General features: G+C 69.0%; 21 protein-coding genes. 5 read left to right on the plus strand and 16 right to left on the minus strand.

Going from position 1 to position 18,126, the window contains the following annotated elements; genetic code table 11:
- The 8 genes from AA983_RS12070 to AA983_RS12105 form a co-directional block, all read right to left on the minus strand.
- The gene (locus AA983_RS12070) at positions 1-399 is read right to left on the minus strand and encodes an Rv3654c family TadE-like protein (protein WP_052947102.1); all 399 of its coding nucleotides are present in this window, start codon (positions 397-399) and stop codon (positions 1-3) included.
- 71 nt (positions 400-470) lie between these two features.
- A complete protein-coding gene (locus tag AA983_RS14970) occupies positions 471-827 on the minus strand; it encodes a TadE family type IV pilus minor pilin (protein WP_156170382.1) in 357 nt (118 codons plus the stop codon).
- Positions 828-888: 61 nt separating this feature from the next.
- Positions 889-1,101, minus strand: a complete 213-nt coding sequence (locus tag AA983_RS12080; RefSeq protein ID WP_052947104.1) for a DUF4244 domain-containing protein — start codon at positions 1,099-1,101, stop codon at positions 889-891.
- Between the two features lie 95 nt (positions 1,102-1,196).
- Positions 1,197-1,616, minus strand: coding sequence for a type II secretion system F family protein (locus AA983_RS12085; RefSeq protein WP_129664893.1), 420 nt, complete (start codon positions 1,614-1,616; stop codon positions 1,197-1,199).
- A gap of 119 nt (positions 1,617-1,735) precedes the next feature.
- Positions 1,736-2,437, minus strand: a complete 702-nt coding sequence (locus AA983_RS14975) for a type II secretion system F family protein (protein WP_052947106.1) — start codon at positions 2,435-2,437, stop codon at positions 1,736-1,738.
- Entirely contained in the window at positions 2,434-3,558 is a 1,125-nt protein-coding gene (locus AA983_RS12095) for a TadA family conjugal transfer-associated ATPase (RefSeq protein ID WP_231579604.1), read from the minus strand. The genes AA983_RS14975 and AA983_RS12095 overlap by 4 nt, the downstream gene beginning before the upstream one ends.
- Positions 3,549-4,355, minus strand: a complete 807-nt coding sequence (locus AA983_RS14980) for a hypothetical protein (RefSeq protein WP_052947107.1) — start codon at positions 4,353-4,355, stop codon at positions 3,549-3,551. Before AA983_RS14980 ends, AA983_RS12095 begins: the two co-directional genes overlap by 10 nt.
- A 381-nt stretch (positions 4,356-4,736) precedes the next feature.
- The gene (locus AA983_RS12105; protein WP_047312488.1) at positions 4,737-5,579 is read right to left on the minus strand and encodes a Fic family protein; all 843 of its coding nucleotides are present in this window, start codon (positions 5,577-5,579) and stop codon (positions 4,737-4,739) included.
- Positions 5,580-5,733: 154 nt separating this feature from the next.
- Here AA983_RS12105 and acs point away from each other — a divergent pair, with 154 nt between their 5' ends.
- The 3 genes from acs (at position 5,734) to AA983_RS12120 (ending at position 9,766) form a co-directional block, all read left to right on the plus strand.
- Positions 5,734-7,680: an acetate--CoA ligase gene (acs, locus tag AA983_RS12110; RefSeq protein ID WP_047312489.1), complete on the plus strand. Its 1,947-nt coding sequence runs from the start codon at positions 5,734-5,736 to the stop codon at positions 7,678-7,680.
- A 169-nt stretch (positions 7,681-7,849) separates the two neighbouring features.
- Positions 7,850-9,226, plus strand: a complete 1,377-nt coding sequence (nhaA, locus tag AA983_RS12115; protein ID WP_129664883.1) for a Na+/H+ antiporter NhaA — start codon at positions 7,850-7,852, stop codon at positions 9,224-9,226.
- Positions 9,227-9,361: 135 nt separating this feature from the next.
- Positions 9,362-9,766 (plus strand): phage holin family protein, encoded by a 405-nt coding sequence (locus AA983_RS12120; protein WP_047312490.1) that lies wholly within the window; start codon positions 9,362-9,364, stop codon positions 9,764-9,766.
- Between the two features lie 88 nt (positions 9,767-9,854).
- Here the strand turns inward: AA983_RS12120 and AA983_RS12125 are convergent, their stop codons facing one another.
- Entirely contained in the window at positions 9,855-10,508 is a 654-nt protein-coding gene (locus AA983_RS12125; RefSeq protein WP_052947108.1) for a CoA pyrophosphatase, read from the minus strand.
- On the minus strand, positions 10,505-11,377 hold the full coding sequence (nth, locus tag AA983_RS12130; RefSeq protein WP_047312641.1) for an endonuclease III: 873 nt from the start codon (positions 11,375-11,377) through the stop codon (positions 10,505-10,507). The genes AA983_RS12125 and nth overlap by 4 nt, the downstream gene beginning before the upstream one ends.
- A 129-nt stretch (positions 11,378-11,506) precedes the next feature.
- Here nth and AA983_RS12135 point away from each other — a divergent pair, with 129 nt between their 5' ends.
- Entirely contained in the window at positions 11,507-12,184 is a 678-nt protein-coding gene (locus AA983_RS12135) for a Crp/Fnr family transcriptional regulator (protein WP_047312491.1), read from the plus strand.
- A 79-nt stretch (positions 12,185-12,263) separates the two neighbouring features.
- Here the strand turns inward: AA983_RS12135 and AA983_RS12140 are convergent, their stop codons facing one another.
- From AA983_RS12140 to AA983_RS12155, 5 genes are all read right to left on the minus strand, one after another.
- Positions 12,264-13,097, minus strand: coding sequence for an MBL fold metallo-hydrolase (locus tag AA983_RS12140; protein WP_047312492.1), 834 nt, complete (start codon positions 13,095-13,097; stop codon positions 12,264-12,266).
- Positions 13,094-13,954, minus strand: coding sequence for an NUDIX hydrolase (locus tag AA983_RS12145; RefSeq protein ID WP_052947109.1), 861 nt, complete (start codon positions 13,952-13,954; stop codon positions 13,094-13,096). The genes AA983_RS12140 and AA983_RS12145 overlap by 4 nt, the downstream gene beginning before the upstream one ends.
- Positions 13,954-14,418, minus strand: coding sequence for a RidA family protein (locus AA983_RS12150; protein ID WP_047312493.1), 465 nt, complete (start codon positions 14,416-14,418; stop codon positions 13,954-13,956). Before AA983_RS12150 ends, AA983_RS12145 begins: the two co-directional genes overlap by 1 nt.
- A gap of 6 nt (positions 14,419-14,424) precedes the next feature.
- Complete coding sequence (locus tag AA983_RS15525) at positions 14,425-14,580, minus strand: DUF4177 domain-containing protein (protein WP_118914533.1); 156 nt, start codon at positions 14,578-14,580, stop codon at positions 14,425-14,427.
- An 84-nt stretch (positions 14,581-14,664) separates the two neighbouring features.
- Positions 14,665-17,028: a transglycosylase domain-containing protein gene (locus AA983_RS12155; RefSeq protein ID WP_052947110.1), complete on the minus strand. Its 2,364-nt coding sequence runs from the start codon at positions 17,026-17,028 to the stop codon at positions 14,665-14,667.
- 211 nt (positions 17,029-17,239) lie between these two features.
- Between AA983_RS12155 and AA983_RS12160 the strand changes: the two genes are divergently transcribed.
- Positions 17,240-17,569, plus strand: coding sequence for a WhiB family transcriptional regulator (locus tag AA983_RS12160; RefSeq protein WP_047312494.1), 330 nt, complete (start codon positions 17,240-17,242; stop codon positions 17,567-17,569).
- A gap of 67 nt (positions 17,570-17,636) precedes the next feature.
- On the opposite strand, the gene AA983_RS12165 is transcribed toward AA983_RS12160, so the two are convergent.
- Positions 17,637-18,092 (minus strand): GatB/YqeY domain-containing protein, encoded by a 456-nt coding sequence (locus AA983_RS12165; protein ID WP_047312495.1) that lies wholly within the window; start codon positions 18,090-18,092, stop codon positions 17,637-17,639.
- Positions 18,093-18,126 lie beyond the last annotated feature (34 nt).

The raw sequence follows: 18,126 nt of genomic DNA on the forward strand, positions 1-18,126 counted from the left end.
TCATGGTCCACGCCCCTCGGGGGCGCCGGCGCGGGCGAGACCGCGTGCTTCGCGTCCGAGCGGCGCGGCGCGCGTGACCGCGACCTGCACCGACGTCGAGCGCACGACACACGACGTGACGCGCGCACCGTTGCGCTCGGCCGTCGTGGCGGCCAGGGCGCAGGGCGACGACCCCGGTTGCGCCGACGAGCCGAGCAGCACACTGGCCGCGGCGAGTGCTGCCTGATCGGCCGCGAGGCGGGTGCGCTCGGTGTCGATCGCGGTGCGCGCGTACGTGACGATCACACCGGCGAGCAGGCCGAGCACGACGATGACGCCGAGCATCGTCACCGTGACCGAGCCGCTGTCGTTCCGGGCCTTCGGAGATCCCTGACCTCCCCCGACGTGACCGTCTCGCACCCGGCCGAGTCGGCTCAACCAGCGTTCACGAGCCCGCAGTGGACGCGTGCGACCCCGCGCGGACCACCCGGTCACGGCGAGCCTCCCGAGCTGTTCGCAGCGTCACCCTCGTCCCCGCGTTCTGCGGCAGCCACCGCGCCGGCGGTGATGTCGCCGAGCGCCCACCCGAACCCGCGTGGAGCGGGAACGGAGACGGCCACGCGCACCCATTGCGAGCTCCGCGTGATCGACGTGGCTCCGGAGACACCGCTCTGGCGGACGGCCGCGCGCACGGCATCGTCGCTCTCGGCCCGGGCGGCAACCCTCGCGCCCACGGACGCGGCATGCCACGCCCGATGGTGCAGCAGCAACAACTGGGCAAGACCGACGACGAAGGCGAGCACGAGCGCAACCGCAGGCAAGGCCACGGCGAATTCGGCTGTTGCCATGCCCGATTCGCCGTCACGTTCGTGCGTTCCGTGCCTGCGGCGCGCTCGTGTCATCGTCACGTCAGCGGGTCGAGAGAGCCGACGAGATGATGCCCTCGAGGGCCGAGCGCACGGTCGCGGACTTCACGACGGCGATGAGCACGGCCGCGAAAGCAACCGCGGCGATGGTGCCCACCGCGTACTCGGCCGTGGACATGCCGGCCTCGGCGCGTTCGGCGGCCGCTTGCCAGCGGCGCAGCAGGGCGTTACGGGTACGACGGGTCACAGCGATCATGGCGATCTCCTCAGGGGTTGAGTTCTTTCGAGTGGTGCGCCGGAGGGCGCGCCGCCGGGGTTCCGGCGGGGTTCGGGGGTGGCCGATGCCAGGTGTCAGCCGAGGGGTTCGACGAGACCCATGACGAGGGGGACGACGGTGAGCAGGACGAAGGCGGGCAGGAAACACAAACCGAGCGGCAGGACGATGCGGACTCCGGCCTTCGCTCCGGCGACAGCGATGCGCTCGCTCTCGCCGACGCGCAGGTCATCAGCGGCCCGCCGCAGAAGGGTGGACGGCGGAGCTCCCGCCCGAGCAGCGAGCGCGAAGGCTCCTGCGGCCGGACGCCAGGCCGAGGAGGCGCCGGCCCAGGCACCGTCTCCGTCGACGCCCCAGCGCATCGCGGCAGCCACACGGGCCAGCGGCTCGCGGACGCCCGGCCCGGTTGCCGCGGACACGGCTTCGAGGGCTGCGACGGTGGGGGCTCCACCCGCGAGCGCCAGGGCGAGCAGGTCCATCGCGTGGGCGACGACCATCGGCGACTCCTCGACCGTGTCGCGTTGCTTCGCCCCCCGTCGGGATGCACCGAAGGCACGTTCGGTCAGGGGCCGAGCGGGCCAGACGCCAACGGCGAGAAGAACCAGTGCGAGGGCGATCACGGCGTCACCGCCGGAGGCTTGAGAGCCGAGGCAACCATGCGCTGCGACCAGGTGGCGCCGGCCCACAAGAGGGCCAACCCGGGCCACAGGGTGAGCAGGCCCGATGTGCCGCTGTAGATCTCGAAGACATCCACGCCGAGCATCCACGCGAGCGCCATGCCCAGAACTGGCAGGAGGACGAGGACACCCATCGTGGCCTTGGCGCCCGCGGTCGCTGCCTCCAGGGCTCGATCGTGGCGACGGCGTGCCCGTAGGTCCGCTGCCGCACTCGTCACGGCGTCGGCCAGCGGACACCCGTGTCGATCGGACATCTCCCACGCCGCCGCAATGTCAGCGCACGCCGGCAGCCTCCACATGACGCCCAGTTCGCGCCAGGTGTCCGCGAGATCTCCGCCGGAGCTGGCCGCGTGACGCAACCGCTGCCACCCCTGGCTCGAGTGGGTGCCCCCGTCCGCGTAGGGGGCGACAACGAGCTCGACAGCATTCGACGTAGGAGCACCGGCTCGCAGAACGGCACCGAGCGCATCGAGAACGGCGAGACATTCGGCCTGGGGATCACTACGAGCGAGCAGACCGCAGCGCGACCCGGTTCGCGGGGTGGGCGTCAGCGCGAGCCATCTCGGGGCGGGCCACAGCCCAACGGCGACTGCGAGCGCGAGCGCGCACCACCACAGGGCGGTGTCGGACGGCCACGTCATGACGCCGCTCCGTCCATGAGCGCGCCGAGTTCGTCCCACGCCTCACCACGGCGCCCACCTCTCCAGGCGCTGCGCACCGTGAGGCCGCGGTGATCGCCGTCGAGGACCCCGATGCTCCCCACCCGACGTAGCCCGCCGGATCGCTCGAGGTGCACCACGACCCGGAGCGCGGAGCGCAACTGCGTACGCACGGCCTCGGGGCTCAACCCGGCCAGCGCGCCGAGCGCTTCGAACCGGGCGGGGACGTCACGTGGCGCGTTGGCGTGCACGGTGCCGCATCCACCCTGGTGGCCGGTGTTGAGCGCAGACATGAGTTCGCGCACCTCCGCGCCACGTACCTCGCCGACGACGATGCGATCCGGGCGCATCCGCAACGATTGGCGCACGAGCGTGGTGAGGCTGACCTCTCCCACGCCCTCGACGTTCGGACGACGTGCTTCGAGCCGCACCACGTGAGGGTGAGCAACAGACAGTTCACGGACGTCCTCGACGAGCAGAATGCGCTCCGAGATCGGCACGCGGGCCAACATTGCGCCCAGCAGTGTCGTCTTGCCGGTTCCCGTGCCTCCGCTCACGACGAAGGCCGTTCGGCTCGTCACAAGTCGCGTGAGCAGGCTTTCGACCTCGGGGGAAACGCTCCCGAGCCGCACGAGGTCCTCGAGCAGCGGTCGTTCACTCGCCGGCACACGCAGGCTGAGGTGGGCAGCGCCTTCGACGAGCGGTGGCAGCAGCGCGTGCAGCCGAGCACCGCCGGGCAGCACGGCATCGACGAACGGGCTCGCGTCGTCGAGCCGCCGCCCGGCCACCGCGGCGAGCCGTACCGCGAGACGCCTTACCGCCTCCGCGTCCCCGAGGTCGACCCCGACTTCCTCGAGACCTTCTCCGCGGTCGATCCACACCCCGTCACAACCGTTGACGAGGACGTCGGTGACTCCCTCGATCTCGATGACACCCTGGAGCGGTCCGGCCCCGAGCACGTCAGCTCCGAGGCGCTCACCCAGCACGGAGGTCTGCGCTCGTGAGTACACGGGAGCGTCCGCATCGACGATGGCCTCGAGCGCCGCAGCACTCGGTGCCCGTCCGGCGTAGATCTCCTTCCACATGCCTTCTGCTACGCCCATGCCATGCTCCGACCTCGCGAGCGGACATAGATGACGACATCCTGAACGAGGCGAGTCATCGTCCGCTCGTCCTCGCCCGGCCAGCGACCGGCGAGCACGTCGTCGGCTGCTCGGTGCCCCAGACGCCACCGGGTGGGCCCGGACGTCACGACCTCCAGGTCGAGCGACTCGCCGAGTGCCACACGGGCCCGAGCGTCGGCCTCGAGCGTGACGAGCACCGGCATGAGCTCTCCGTCCAGCTTGTCGACGTACTGCTGGGCGGCTGCCATGGAGCACACGGTTCCGCGCACGAGGAGGACGATGACGTCGCACTCCGTCGGTTCTGCCGGCTCGTGGGGCGCCAACGTGACGACCGACCAGGCCGCTTCGCCCGCGAGCGCCCCGAGTACTGCGCTCCGCACGAGGCGATCGTGAACACGGGGTGCACCTCGTCCGTGCGAGAGCACCCGGACCCCGTCACGTTCCGGCAGTGCGGCGAGGAGCTTCTGCGCGTCGATGTCGGGGCCGGCGCCTCGCAGCGCGTCCCAGCGTGCGCCCGCCTCACGGTCGAGGTCGAGGACGACGTCGAGACCACCTGTGCCCGGTTGTCCGTCGACGAGGACGACCGGGCCGCGGTCCTGCGCCGTTCGATCCGTACCTGGAGACCGTGCGAGATGCCGTGCCACGGCACAGGCGAAGTACGCGGCGTCGGCGGCTGAATCGGGGCAGACCACCCCGATACGGCGCAGTTCGCCGCGCTCGCTGCCCACCTCGTCGGGGGCTGGTGGGCCGAAGAAGTCGGCGTCGAACTCGTCCATGCACGCCAGCGTCGGCCCACAACCTCGACACCGTCCACGACGCGTCGGACGACCTTGTGGACGGGGCCGCCTGAACTACCGAAACGGCGCTCACCGCGTCGCAGATGTGGACGACGGCCCCCGTGCCGGGGGCCACCGCGGCCGCACGGGAGTAGGTGCAGGACATACGACAGCCCCCACCGGGGGGACGGTGGGGGCTGTCTTTACGTGCATACCCTTGGGGGTGCGGTATGCACGTCAGCGCTCGACCCGAAGGGAGCGCACGCCCCTAATGTGCCATGAGTGGCCACACGTTGCAACCGGCCCGCACATACCCGGCCAATACAGTAGCAACGGTTCGATAAATGAGAAACCGACTCGCCGGACGTTTTTTATTTGTTCTTATCGCAGGCGGCCGGCCAAAACGGCGTCCGAAATGGCGCCTCCTTCGGCGGCGCCCCGCTCCAGCGCCCCAGCGCTGAACTGCAGCCACAGGGCCACGCCGTCGCGCGTTCCCGAGGCATAGGCGGCCAGGGCGCCCGCATATCCCGCGCTCGCTTCACGCAGGTAGCCCACCTCGGGCACGGCCACACCCGTCGGGTCGAGCCCACACGACTGGACGAGCGCACGCTCGAAAGCTCTTGCCACCACACCGTTTCCGCGCGCGAACGGACGCATGACGGCGATCTCCGCATGTGCAATGGCCCCGACGACGAGGGCCGGCACCTTCTCGTGGCACGCCACCACCTCGTAGAGCCCGGCCAGACGCCCCGGCAGGTCGAGCGGGTCGCACGCCGGGCCGGCCTCGACGAGTTCCTCGCACGTCTCCCCCGGCGACCGCGGGCGCCCCACCTCGTCGGCGGAGAGCAGTTGCGAACCGGCGGCCACGTGCAGACGCGCCAACGCCTGCGCGGGCGACGACAGGATGATCGAACGAACGTGCTCACTCTCGAGCGTCCCCTGAACACTCGCACGAAGCACTCGCTCGAGCGGGTCGGGCTCGGGCGGCCACTCGGTCATCCCCATGACGAGTTCACGCACGACATCGACGGAGACCTCGGCGCCCTCCAGCGCCGCGCCGGCCCGGGCGCCACGCACGCGCGACTCGGCGGCGGCCTGCGCCGTACGCCGGCGCAACGCGTTGTGCCAGCGCAGTTGGGTGCACGCCTCGCGGGCTCGCGTGAGGCCCGCCTCGACCTCGGGGATCGTCGCGAGCGATTGCAAAGCTTCGAAGGTGCCGGGCATGGGCATCAGCGTACTTGGACGCCGCCGGAAACTACCGGCGAGTATCCACCCCCGCCTTCCCAACCCCACGCGACGATGGGGTAGAAAAGCAGCCAAGTGTTGTGACCTACGCCTCGTTTCGGCGTGGTCGAAGCCGACGGAAGGAAGACAAGACATGTCCGAGACCGCCGAAGAGTACGGCCCCTTCCCTCCGAGCCCGGAGTTCAGCGAGCAGGCCGTCGGGCAGAAGTCGCTCTACGAAGAGGCCGACGCCGACCGCGAGGCGTTCTGGGCCAAGCAGGCGCGCGAGCGCCTCACCTGGGCCAAGGATTTCGACGAGGTGCTCGACTGGAGCGAGGCCCCCGTCGCCAAGTGGTTCGTGGGCGGCGAGCTCAACGTGGCCTACAACTGCGCCGACCGTCACGTCGAGGCCGGCAACGGTGACCGCGTCGCATTGCACTTCGTCGGTGAGCCCGGCGACGAGCGCGACATCACGTACGCCGAACTCACCGAACTCGCGCAGAAGGCTGCCGGCGCGCTCAAGGCGGCGGGCGTCGAGAAGGGCGACCGCGTCGCCCTCTACCTGCCGATGATCCCCGAGGCCGTCATCTCGATGCTGGCCTGCGCCCGTCTCGGCGCCGTGCACTCCGTCGTCTTCGGCGGCTTCTCCTCCGACGCCCTGCGCACGCGCATCGCCGACGGGGAGGCCAAGGTCGTCATCACGGCCGACGGCGGCTTCCGCCGCGGCAAGCCGAGCGCTCTCAAGCCCGCCGTCGACGAGGCGGTCAGCGGCGAGACGACGGTACAGAAGGTCCTCGTCGTCAAGCGCACCGGCGAAGAGACGGAGATGACCGACAAGGACGTCTGGTGGGACGAGGCACTCGAGGCCGCCGCACCCGCGGTCGACTTCGACACCTTCGATTCAGAACACCCGCTCTTCATCCTCTACACCTCCGGCACCACGGGTAAGCCGAAGGGCATCTTCCACACGACCGGTGGCTACCTCACGCAGGCGGCGTACACGAACGCCGTCGTCCACGACGTGCACCCGGGCGAGGACGTCTACTGGTGCACCGCCGACGTGGGCTGGGTCACCGGCCACAGCTACATCGTCTACGGCCCGCTGGCCAACGGCGTCACGCAGGTGCTCTACGAAGGCACGCCGGACAGCCCGCACCAGGGCCGCTGGTGGGAGATCGTGCAGAACAAGAAGGTCTCGATCTTCTACACGGCGCCCACGGCCATCCGCACCTGCATGAAGTGGGGCAAGGAGATCCCCGCCGAGTACGACCTGTCGTCGGTCCGTGTGCTCGGCAGCGTCGGTGAGCCGATCAACCCCGAAGCGTGGATGTGGTTCCGCGACAACATCGGCGCCGGTTCTGCCCCGATCGTCGACACGTGGTGGCAGACGGAGACAGGCGCCATCATGATGTCGGCCCTGCCCGGCGTCACGTCGCTCGTGCCCGGTTCGGCCCAGGCGCCGGTGCCCGGCATCACGGCCGACGTCGTCGACGAGGAGGGCAAGTCCGTCGGCAACGGCGAGACCGGCTACCTCGTCATCCGCGACCCGTGGCCGTCGATGCTGCGCGGCATCTGGGGCGACCTGCAGCGCTACAAGGACACCTACTGGTCGCGCTTCGAGGACATGTACTTCGCCGGTGACGGCGCGAAGCGTGACGAGGACGGCAACATCTGGGTGCTCGGTCGTGTCGACGACGTCATGAACGTCTCGGGCCACCGCCTGTCGACGTCGGAGATCGAGTCGGCGCTCGTCTCGCACGACGCCGTCGCGGAGGCCGCAGTCGTCGGTGCCGCCGACGAGACGACCGGTCAGGCCGTGTGCGCCTTCGTCATCCTGCGCGAGGAGGCTCGCGACCAGGCCGCTGACGACGACAAGCGCGAGGAGCTCGTCCAGGCGATGCGTACGCACGTCGGCAAGCAGATCGGCGCCATCGCGAAGCCGAAGACGATCCTCGTCGTCGACGAGCTGCCGAAGACACGTTCGGGCAAGATCATGCGCCGCCTGCTCAAGGACGTCGCTGAGGGCCGCGAGGCCGGTGACGCGACGACGCTCGCCGACCCGAGCGTCATGGAGAAGATCCAGGCAGGTCTGAAGAAGTAAGCCGCAGAGCGATCCGACGATGCGCGGGTGGGGCAGGCGCCCCGCCCGCGCATCTTTTCGCGAGAACGACGACAGCCGGTAAAATCGCGGGCGGTGTGCCGGGAAGTCTGGTCGGCCGTTCGCGTGAGGCGCGGATGACGACGACCACCCCTGCCCGAGGAGATTCACCATGGCCAAGCGCCACAAGAACAGCCTTCCGCCGATGAAGGACGAACAGCCGAGCTTCGAAGAGTTCAAGGAAGCCGCGCACGTCGCCCCCGTCGCCGTCGCAGGACGGCTGACCCGCCGCCTCTTCACCCGCGGCACGTGGCCCGAGGCCCAGCGCGTCAAGGAACTGCTGCGCACCGAGACCATCGGCGGCCTCATCCTGCTCGCCGCTGCGGTCGCCGCGATCGTCTGGGCGAACTCGCCCTGGCGTGACGGTTATGAGGCCCTGCGGGACGCGCACATCGGCCCCGACTTCCTCGGGCTCAACATGTCGGTGGCGCACTGGGCCGCCGACGGCCTGCTCGCCCTGTTCTTCCTCGTCGTCGGGCTCGAACTCAAGCACGAGTTCGTCGCCGGCGACCTGCGCAACCCGGCAGCCGCCGCAGTGCCCGTCATCGCTGCCGTCTGCGGTGTCGCAATGCCTGCGCTCGTCTACGTCGCGATCAACGCCGCAGCCGGCGGCGAAGGGCTCAAGGGGTGGGCCATCCCGGCCGCCACGGACATCGCGTTCGCCCTCGCGGTGCTCGCCGTCATCGGTTCGCACCTGCCCACGGCGCTACGTTCGTTCCTCCTGACGCTCGCCGTCGTCGACGACCTCATCGCCATCACGATCATCGCGATCTTCTACAGCAAGGGCTTCTCGCTCGGCTGGCTGCTCGCCTCGATCGCGGTCGTCGCAGTCTTCGGCTTCCTCACCCAGCGCGGCATCAAGCACTGGGCGATCCTCGCGCCGCTCGCGATCGTGGCGTGGGTCTTCATGTACAAGTCCGGCGTTCACGCCACGATCGCTGGCGTGCTGCTCGGCCTCGTCGTTCCGGTCAAGGGCAAGCACGCCCTCGCCCACCGCATCGAACACCGTCTGCGCCCCTATTCGGCAGGGTTCGCCGTGCCGGTCTTCGCGTTCTTCTCCGCCGGCGTCACCGTCGTCGGCACGAGCATCACCGAGACGCTTGCGGACGCCGTCACGCTCGGCGTCATCGCCGGCCTCGTGCTCGGCAAGGTCGTCGGCATCTTCGGCAGCACGTTCCTCGTCAGCAAGTTCACGAAGGCCAAGCTCGACGAGAACCTCTCGTGGGCCGACGTGTTCGGCCTCAGCCTCCTCGGTGGCATCGGCTTCACCGTCAGCCTCCTCATCGGCGAGCTCGCGTTCGGCACCGGAAGCGTCAAGGACGACCACGTCAAGGTCGGCGTGCTGCTCGGCAGCCTCCTGTCCGCGCTCCTCGCGAGCATCGTGCTCGGACGCCGCAACCGCATCTACCGCCGCATCGAGGAAGAGGAGACGCGCGACGCCGACCAAGACGGTGTGCCGGACGTCTACCAGCGCCCCGAACCGGCCTGAACCGCACCGAACCGAGGAGCCGGTAGGCGCGAATCGGCCGATATCGGTAGTGTGTCCATCGAATAGAAAACGTGTGATGCGACGGACGGCCGTCACCTCGACGAGGTGACGCCGCCTGCTGAACAGGAGATAACCATGGCCCTCAACACCCCCCGGGGCTCCGAGCGCACGCTCGGTCAGCTCGTTTCGGACGCTTCCGCTGACCTCTCGAACATCGTCAAGGGCGAGATCGACCTGGCGAAGATCGAGATCAAGGCTGACGTGCAGAAGGCCGGCAAGGGTGGCGGCATGCTCGCTGCCGCCGGTGTCGTCGCCCTGTTCTTCGTCGGCTTCCTCCTGACGGCCCTCGCCTGGGCCATCTCGGAGGTTCTCGACTGGCCGAACTGGGCCGGCTTCCTCATCGTCGCGGGCATCCTCGCGCTCGTCGCCGGAATCCTCGCCCTCGTCGGTATCAAGTCGATCAAGAAGGTCAAGGGCAAGCCGGTCAAGACGATCGACAACGCGCAGAAGACCGTCGCGGCCATCAAGCCCGCCAAGTGACGTTCTGACCTGCCGCACGAAGGCGGCTCACCCTCGAGGGTGGGCCGCCTTCGTCATGTTCGCCTTCCTCCTGTTCCCGGCCGGGCTTTCAGCTGAGGAAGCGATCGGGCACCTGACGCTCGTCGTCGCGGTTCCACGAGCGCGCGACGCCCCCGGCGGTCAGGACCGCGTCGAGCACGAACGCCGTGAAGCCCCAGATGTAGAAACCGTCGACCTCGAACCCCGGCCCCTTGAAGCCGCGCGGGTGTGTGACCGTGTGGCGGTTCGCCGGGTCCACGAGATCGCGGACGGAGATGCGCGCGACGCGAGCGACCTCGACAGGGTCGAGCACCGAGATGTCGGACGGTACGTTCCACCAGGCGAGCACGGGGCAGACCTCGTAGTTCGTCACGGGCAACGCGACCGGCTGCAGTTCACCCATGACGTGGACGCCCTCGGGCACGAGCCCGATCTCCTCGTTGGCCTCACGCAGCGCGGTGTCGGTGAACGTGACGTCCTGCGGTTCGACCCCACCACCGGGAAAGGACACCTGCCCCGCGTGCTTGCGCAGGTTGGTGGCTCGCTCGGTGAGCACCACGTCTTCCCCGCCGTCGTCGTTCGGGCCGAAGAGCATGAGGATGGCAGAGGCCTTGGAGCCCTGCTCGGGACGCGGCCACCCCGCGCACAGGTCGCCGCGGCGACCGGCGTCGAGCACCGTGTTCAGCCATGGCGGAGGCGCGGCGTCGCCCACCGGCACGCTCATCGGGCCTCGCCCTGCGCCCCTGCACCGGAGTGACGTGGCACGACCGGCGTTCCTCGATGCCCGGTCGAGAAGGAGGCGTCGGGCACTCCCCCGTCGACGAGCAGCGGCACCGGCGCCTCACCACCCTTCGGGGCCGCGAGTTCGTACTTGAGCAGGGCGCGCGCCTTGTCCGGGTCGGTCTCGCCGTCACCGAAGGACGGGCACCACTGCGCCACCGGGCAAACGCCGCATGCGGGCTTGCGGGCGTGGCAGATACGTCGGCCGTGGAAGACGACGACGTGGCTGAGCATCGTCCAGTCCTTGCGCGGGAACATCTCGCCCACCTCGGCCTCGACAGCGACCGGGTCGGTCGACGTCGTCCAGCCGAAGCGGCGCGCGAGGCGCCCGAAGTGGGTGTCGACCGTGATGCCCGGAACACCGAACGCGTTGCCGAGCACGACGTTGGCCGTCTTGCGTCCGACGCCCGGCAGCGTCACGAGGTCGGCGAGCTTGCCCGGCACCTTGCCGTCGAAACGTTCGACGAGTTCCTGACCGAGCTTGATGACCGAGCGCGTCTTCGCCCGGTAGAACCCGGTGGGACGCAGGATCTCCTCCATCTCGCTCGGCTCCGCCGACGCCAGTGCCGCAGCGTCCGGGTAGCGACGGAAGAGCACCGGCGTGACCTTGTTGACCCCGACGTCTGTGGTCTGCGCCGAGAGGATGGTGGCCACGAGGAGTTCGAGCGGCGACTCGAAGTCGAGTTCGGCTCGCGCGTACGGGTACTGCTCCACGAGTCTGCGGTAGATGCGGCGTGCCTGACGCACCCGCCCCGTGGCGGTCTCGGGCACGCGCGCGGCCCGCTTCGGCGGCGTCACGGTTTCGGAGGTCATGCCCACACCCTAGAACGCCCCACCGACACCACCGAGCACCTCATCTGCTGAACGAACGAGCGCCTTTTTCCGCGCTTTCCTGGGAGTGAACTGTGTGGAGCGTCACCCGAAACGTGGCAGGATGGAGGCGTGGACATTGAAGTAGTGCGTCAAGCTCCCCTTTTCGCCGCGCTGACGGACGAAGACGCCCAGGCTCTTCTGCAGCGCATGTCGCGCGCCCGTATCGAGCGCGGCGACATCCTCTTCGAAGAAGGGGAGGAGGGCGATCGCCTGTACATCATCACCTCCGGCAAGGTGAAGCTCGGCCGCCGCTCCCCCGACGGTCGCGAGAACCTGCTCGCGATCCTCGGCCCCGGTGAGATGTTCGGCGAGCTCAGCCTCTTCGACCCGGGCGCCCGCACGACCACGGCTACGGCCGTCGCCGGCACCGACCTCGTCGCGCTGGGTCACACCGAACTCACCGAGTTCGTCTCGTCGCGCCCCGACGTGGCCGTCAAGATGCTCGGCTCCATCGCTCGCCGCCTGCGTCGCACGAACGAAGCGCTCGGCGATCTCGTCTTCACCGACGTTCCCGGCCGTGTCGCCAAGGCTCTGCTCGACCTCGCGAGCCGCTTCGGCCGTCAGGTCGACGACGGGGTCCTCGTCGCGCACGACCTCACGCAGGAGGAGCTGGCTCAGCTCGTCGGCGCCTCCCGCGAGACCGTGAACAAGGCTCTCGCCGACTTCGCCAGCCGCGGCTGGCTCAAGCTCGAGGCCCGCGCCGTGACGCTGCTCGACGTCGAGCGCCTTCAGCGCCGCGCCCGCTGAGGCCGCACTCACCTCGGTTGACAGCGAAGCGCCCGTCCCTTGCGGGGGACGGGCGCTTCGCTGTGTCGTGGGGCTGTTCTCAGAGGCGGCCGAGATGGGCCAGCTGCGCCTTGACGACGGCCTCCACCGCCGGGCGCAGCTGCGGGCCGATGTCGCTGTAGGCGCCGTCCACGACGGCGCCGACGAGCTCGTCACCCTGCGCCGGCGAGTCGTCATTCTCGGAGTCGACGTCGGCCAGCACGGTCCGCACCTCGTCGAGGCGCTCCTGACGGTGGGCGCGGTAACGCTCGACGACGGGAGCGGCGTCGGCTCCGACAGGTCCGTGCCCCGGCGCCAGGACGACGACTCGCTCCCCCGCCTGCGCGACGAGCGCCATGAGAACGTCGAGCGTGGCGAGGTAGGCCGTGAGATCGCCGTCGGGGTAGGCGACGAAGCTGCTGCCCTCGCCGAGAATCGTGTCGCCGCTGAAGAGGACGTCGACGCCGTCGCGATGGAGGACGAAGGCGGCTGAATCGCGCGTGTGGCCCGGCGCGAGCAGCACCTGGAGGTCGCCGATCATCTCGCCGTCGGCGAAGGCGTCGCCACCCGAGCCGCCACACAACGCGACCGCGAGGCCGTGCCCACGAAGCGCCTCGACGAGCGCACTCGCACCGCCCTCGTGGTCGTCGTGGTGATGGGTGAGCAGCACGACGACACGCGTGGCCTCGGCGCCCCGCACGGCGTCCATGATCGCGTCACGGTGGCCGGCGTCCTCGGGCCCCGGGTCGACGACGGCGACGAGCGAGCCGTCCCCGCCCGAAGCTTCCTCCAGGGCGATGACGTACGTGTTCGTGCCGGTGAGCGTCATCGGGCCGGGGTTGTCGCAGCGCAGGTGTCGCACGCCGCTGGGGAGTCGGTCGAGTTGATCGGTCACAGGTTCACCTCCGCGTGAAGGTAGGGCCCGTCGGGGCCCTTCAGCAGTTCGGGGCGCGTGGGGAGGAAGTGGAAGCCGCGTGCCTGCTCGAGCGCCTCGGTGGCACTCGTCGCCCGGGAGAGGCGCTCGAGCGCCGTGCGCGTCGGGGGCAGGAGGCGGGCTCGCCCAGCCTCGGCTTCTGCCAGCATGGCTTCGGGCCGAACCCACTGACCTCGCTGCGACTCACGCGACACGGCATCGGCAGTGGCACCGTCCGGCAGCAGCGCCGTGAGGAACCAGGTGTCGAAGCGGCGGCTCTCGAACGCGGGCGTGATCCACCGGTCGACGGCCTCGACGAGGTCTCCACGCAGCGTCAGGCCTGCAGCAGCCTCGGTGAACGAGACCTCGTGAGCCTCGACCTGAGTGCGGCGCGCCCTCCACTCGTCGGTGGCGACGTCGACGATCGCGTCGCCGTCCCCCTCGGACGCGAGAAGCACTCCGGCCTCCTCGAACAGCTCGCGCAACGCGCACACGAGCACACTGAGCGCCTCGTCGTGCCCGACGCCGAGCCGATCGGCCCACGCCTGCTCGCCACCCGCGGGGCTGCGCAGGCGGTGCGCCGGAGCGTCGTCGACGCCGAGGTCGGCGGGGTCGACGCGTCCACCCGGGAAGACCCAGGTGGACGGCGCGAAATCCATCGTCGCGGCGCGTTCGATCATGAACACCTCGACGGGCTCACCGCGCACCAACAGGACGGTGGCGGCCTGCGCCGGAACCGTCGGCTCCGGGCGCGGTTGCGTGTCGTCGAACCAGCGCTCGGCTGCCTTGGCGAAGGGGCCGATCGGGAAGTCGCGAGGCTGCCTCGGGATGTCGCTCATCAGTCGGCGACGGCGACCGTGATCTCGACCTCGACCGGAGCGTCGAGCGGGAGCACCGCGACGCCCACAGCCGAACGGGCGTGGACACCGGCGTCACCGAAGGCCGCACCGAGCAGCTCGGAGGCGCCGTTGATGACGCCGGGCTGACCGGTGAAGGCCGGGTCGCTGGCCACGAAGCCGACGACCTTGACGACGCGCGTCACCGTGTCGAGGTCACCGACGACACTCTTGACGGCGGCGATGGCGTTGAGGGCACATGTCCGCGCGAGTTCGGCCGCCTGCTCAGGCGTGACGTCGGCACCGACCTTGCCCGTGGCGGCGAGGTTACCCGCCACCATCGGCAGCTGACCCGAGGTGTAGACGAGGTTGCCCTCACGCAGCGCGGGGACGTAGGCAGCCACCGGCTTGGCAACCTCGGGCACCTCCAGCCCGAGCTTCGCGAGGTTCTGCTCGACCTGAGCCATCGCCGATCAGGCCTTCGGACGCTTGAAGTAGCCGACGAGGCCGTTGCCGTCGGGGCCGGGAACGATCTGAACGAGCTCCCAGCCGTCCTCACCGAAGTTGTTGAGGATCTGCTGCGTCGCGTGAATCATGATCGGCGCGGTGAAGTATTCCCATTTCTGCATGCCCCCACCGTAGCCCGCAGACCCTGTTCGGGGACGACGAAGCCCGCCCCACATCTCGTGTGGAGCGGGCTTCGCTCGTGCCGGTCAGGGCTTGATGTACAGAGTGACCTTCTTGCCCTCGCCAATCTTCTGACCACCTGCGGGATCGGTCTTCCAGACCTGGCCGGAAGAGACCTCGCCCGAGTCCTGCTTGACCACCGTGGTCTGCAGCTTCAGACGCGCGAGTTCGGCCTTCGCATCCGCCTCGCTGCGGCCCTTGAGCTGCGGGACGGTGATCTGATCGCCCTTGATGACGCCCGAGCCCGGCTCGGGGAACGCCTTCTTCGGAAGACCCTTGCTGATGGCGTCCATCGTTTCCTTCCACACCGGCGCGGCGATGTCGCCACCGTAGAGGAAGTTACCGACGTGCTTGGGGCCGATGGTGACGTTCTTGATCGGGTTGGTGTTCTCGCCACCGCGTCCGACCCAGATCGCCGTCGAGTACTGCGGGGTCGAACCGACGAACCAGGTGTGCAACGAGCCGTCGACGGTACCCGTCTTGCCGAAGGCCTGACGCCCCTCGGCAAGAGCAGCCGACTTGGCCGTACCGTCCGGGCCGAGAACCGACTTGAAGATCTTGGCGACTCCGCGCGCCTCTTCGGCCGGCATGGCCTGCTTGCACGGGTTCGGCGCGAGCTTCACCGGGCGACCGTTCGCCTGCTTGATCGAGATGACCGGGCGCGGTGCGCAGTACTTGCCGTCGGCCGCGACAGTGGCGAAGGCGTTCGCCATCATGACCGGGCTCGACGAACCGGAGCCGAGCACGATCGAGGAGGGGTCGGGGTTGATCTCGGACCAGCCGCCGCTCTTGAAGTCGGACGCATAGACGCCGAGACGCTTGTAGGCGTCGCGGACATTGCACGGACCGAGCTGAGCGACGAGCACACCGAACGCCGTGTTCACCGACTCAGCCGTGGCCTTGGACAAGGACATCGGACCGGCGGGCACCTGGTGGTCGTTGCCGACCGACCACACGCCGCGGCCCTGACCGCACTTGCCCGGGAAGTTCTGCGAGGTGAAGTTGTAGACCGGGCGCCCTTCCTTGGTGCTGTTCATGCGAGGAACGTTGACCGTCGAGTCGACCGCGCGGCCCTGGTGCATGGCCTCGACGATGGCGAAGATCTTCGCCGTCGATCCGATCGGGAACCCGGAGCGCGGATAGTTGACCGAGGTGTTGAACGAATCCGTACCCGCGACGGAGTACTTCGTGTTCTGCGCCATGGCCTCGACGTAACCCGTGCCGGGTTCGATGATGACGCCGGCGGCCTGGACGTCGGCGCCGTTCTCGACGGGCACGCGCTTCTTGAGGTTGGAGTCGAGCGCGGCCATCTTCTTCGGGTCGAGCGACGTCTGAATGACGAGGCCGCCGGTACGAAGCTTGCCGAGGCGCTCCTTGCGCGTCTTGCCGAGGGCAGGCTGCTGCGCAATCCACTGCGTCACGTAGTCGCAGTAGTAGGGGTACTTGCTCGTGGCGCAACCACCCGAGGAGTTCTCCTTGAGCTTGAGGTTGAGCGGCGAGTTGATCGCCTTGCGGCCCTGTGCCTCCGTGATGAAGCCCTGGTCGATCATCTTCTGGATACCGATGTTGCGACGCTTGACGGCCGCCTCGGGGTTCTTCACGGGGTTGGTGGCGTCCGGCAGGTTGACGACACCGGCGAGCGTGGCCGCTTCGGCGATCGTCAGGTCCTTGGCCGGGTGCCCGAAGTAGTGGCGCGATGCCGCTTCGACGCCGTACTGGAGCTGACCGAAGTAGACGAGGTTGAGGTAGCTCGTGAGGATCTGGTCCTTGGTGTGCGTCTTCTCGAGGTCGACGGCGTACTTGAGCTGCTTGAGCTTGCGGATGTAAGCCTTCGCACCGCTCTGGGCGACCGCCTCCTTGGCGGCCTCCTTGTCACCACTTTCCAGCGCCTGACGCTGGGCCGCCACCTTGACGTACTGCTGCGTCAGGGTCGAGGCGCCCTGGGTGCTCGAGGAGAACAGGTTCGACGCGATGGCTCGCGCGATACCTCTCTTGTCGAGGGCCCCGTGCTGGTAGAAGCGTTCGTCCTCGATGGCCACCTGGGCGTCTTTCATGACCTTCGGGATGGCACTGCTCGCGACGACGATGCGGTTCTCGTCGTACGGGGTCGCGATGACGCTGCCGTCCTTCGCCAGGATCTTGGACTGCTGGCTCAGAGCGTTCTCGGCGAACTCGGACGGGATGTTGTTGAACATCTTGACGCCGCTCTTGACGCCCGCGCCACCCATGCCGGTGACCGGCAGGAGAACGCCTGCCAGGAGCAGACCGAGGGCCACAGAGGTCGCGACGAAGGCGCCGAGCAGACTGAGGACGTTGCTCGTCGTCGAATTGCTCCGGCGCTTCTTCTTCGCAGCCGGACGGACCGCTGCGGCAGAGGGCTTTCCACGCATACCGGCCAGAGTATCGGGGTCACCTGAGAATCTCGGCGAGGCAGGTGCGGCGTGCCCGACCCGATCCCAGGGGGCCCGTCACGGATGTACTACTTCGATTTAGCACACCGAGAATATGGAAACTCGTCAGTAACTTTGCCTAGTCTGCGTATAGCTCAACAACGACGTGGTCTACGCCACAGCGTCATCCGCACCAACAGGGGAGGCACAGATGACGATCATGACCGAGGAAACCCAGACGCCCGTCTGGGACGAGAACTGGGCGGCTCGCGCCCAGTGCGCGGCCACCGCGCCGGACGATCTCTTCGCCAAGGGGGCTGCTCAGCAGACGGCGAAGGTGATCTGCCAGCGTTGCCCGGTCGTCGCGGAATGCCTCGCGGACGCGCTCGACAACCGCACCGAGTACGGCGTCTGGGGCGGCATGACGGAACGTGAGCGTCGCGCGTTGCTGCGCCGTCGCCCTGACGTGAAGTCGTGGACCACGCTCTTCAAGATGGCTCGCGCCGACGAGGTCGCTGCCGGCATCAACCGCAGCGCCTGACCGGCCGAAACCACGAAGGCCCCGCACCGATCGGTGCGGGGCCTTCGCGCGTATCCAGGAGCGTGCGTCAGGCAAGAGCCTTCTTGACGGCGGCAGCGACGCGACCACCCTCGGCCTGGTCGCCGATCTTGGGCTTCACGACGCCCATGACCTTGCCCATGTCCTTCATGCCGGACGCTCCGGTGGCGGCGACGGCCTCGGCCACGACGGCGTCGATCTCCTCGTCGGACAGCTGCTTGGGCAGGTAGCCCTCGAGGCAGGCGAGCTCGGCCTGCTCCTTCTCGGCGAGCTCGGTGCGCCCGGCGCCGATGAACGCGTCGGCGGCCTCGCGGCGCTTCTTCGCCTCCTTGACGACGACGGCCATGACCTCGTCGTCGGTGAGGTCGCGGTGCTCCTTGCCAGCCACCTCCGCGTTCGAGACGGCCGTGAGGACCATCCGCAGGGTGGAGCTGCGCACGCCGTCCCGCTCACGGATCGCGTCGGTGAGGTCGCTCTGCAGTCGGGCCTTGAAGGATTCGCTCATGGGGCCATTCTTTCACCCCGGTGAGAGAATCCCG

This window comes from Dermacoccus sp. PE3 (genome assembly GCF_001021715.1).
GTDB lineage: Bacteria > Actinomycetota > Actinomycetes > Actinomycetales > Dermatophilaceae > Dermacoccus > Dermacoccus abyssi.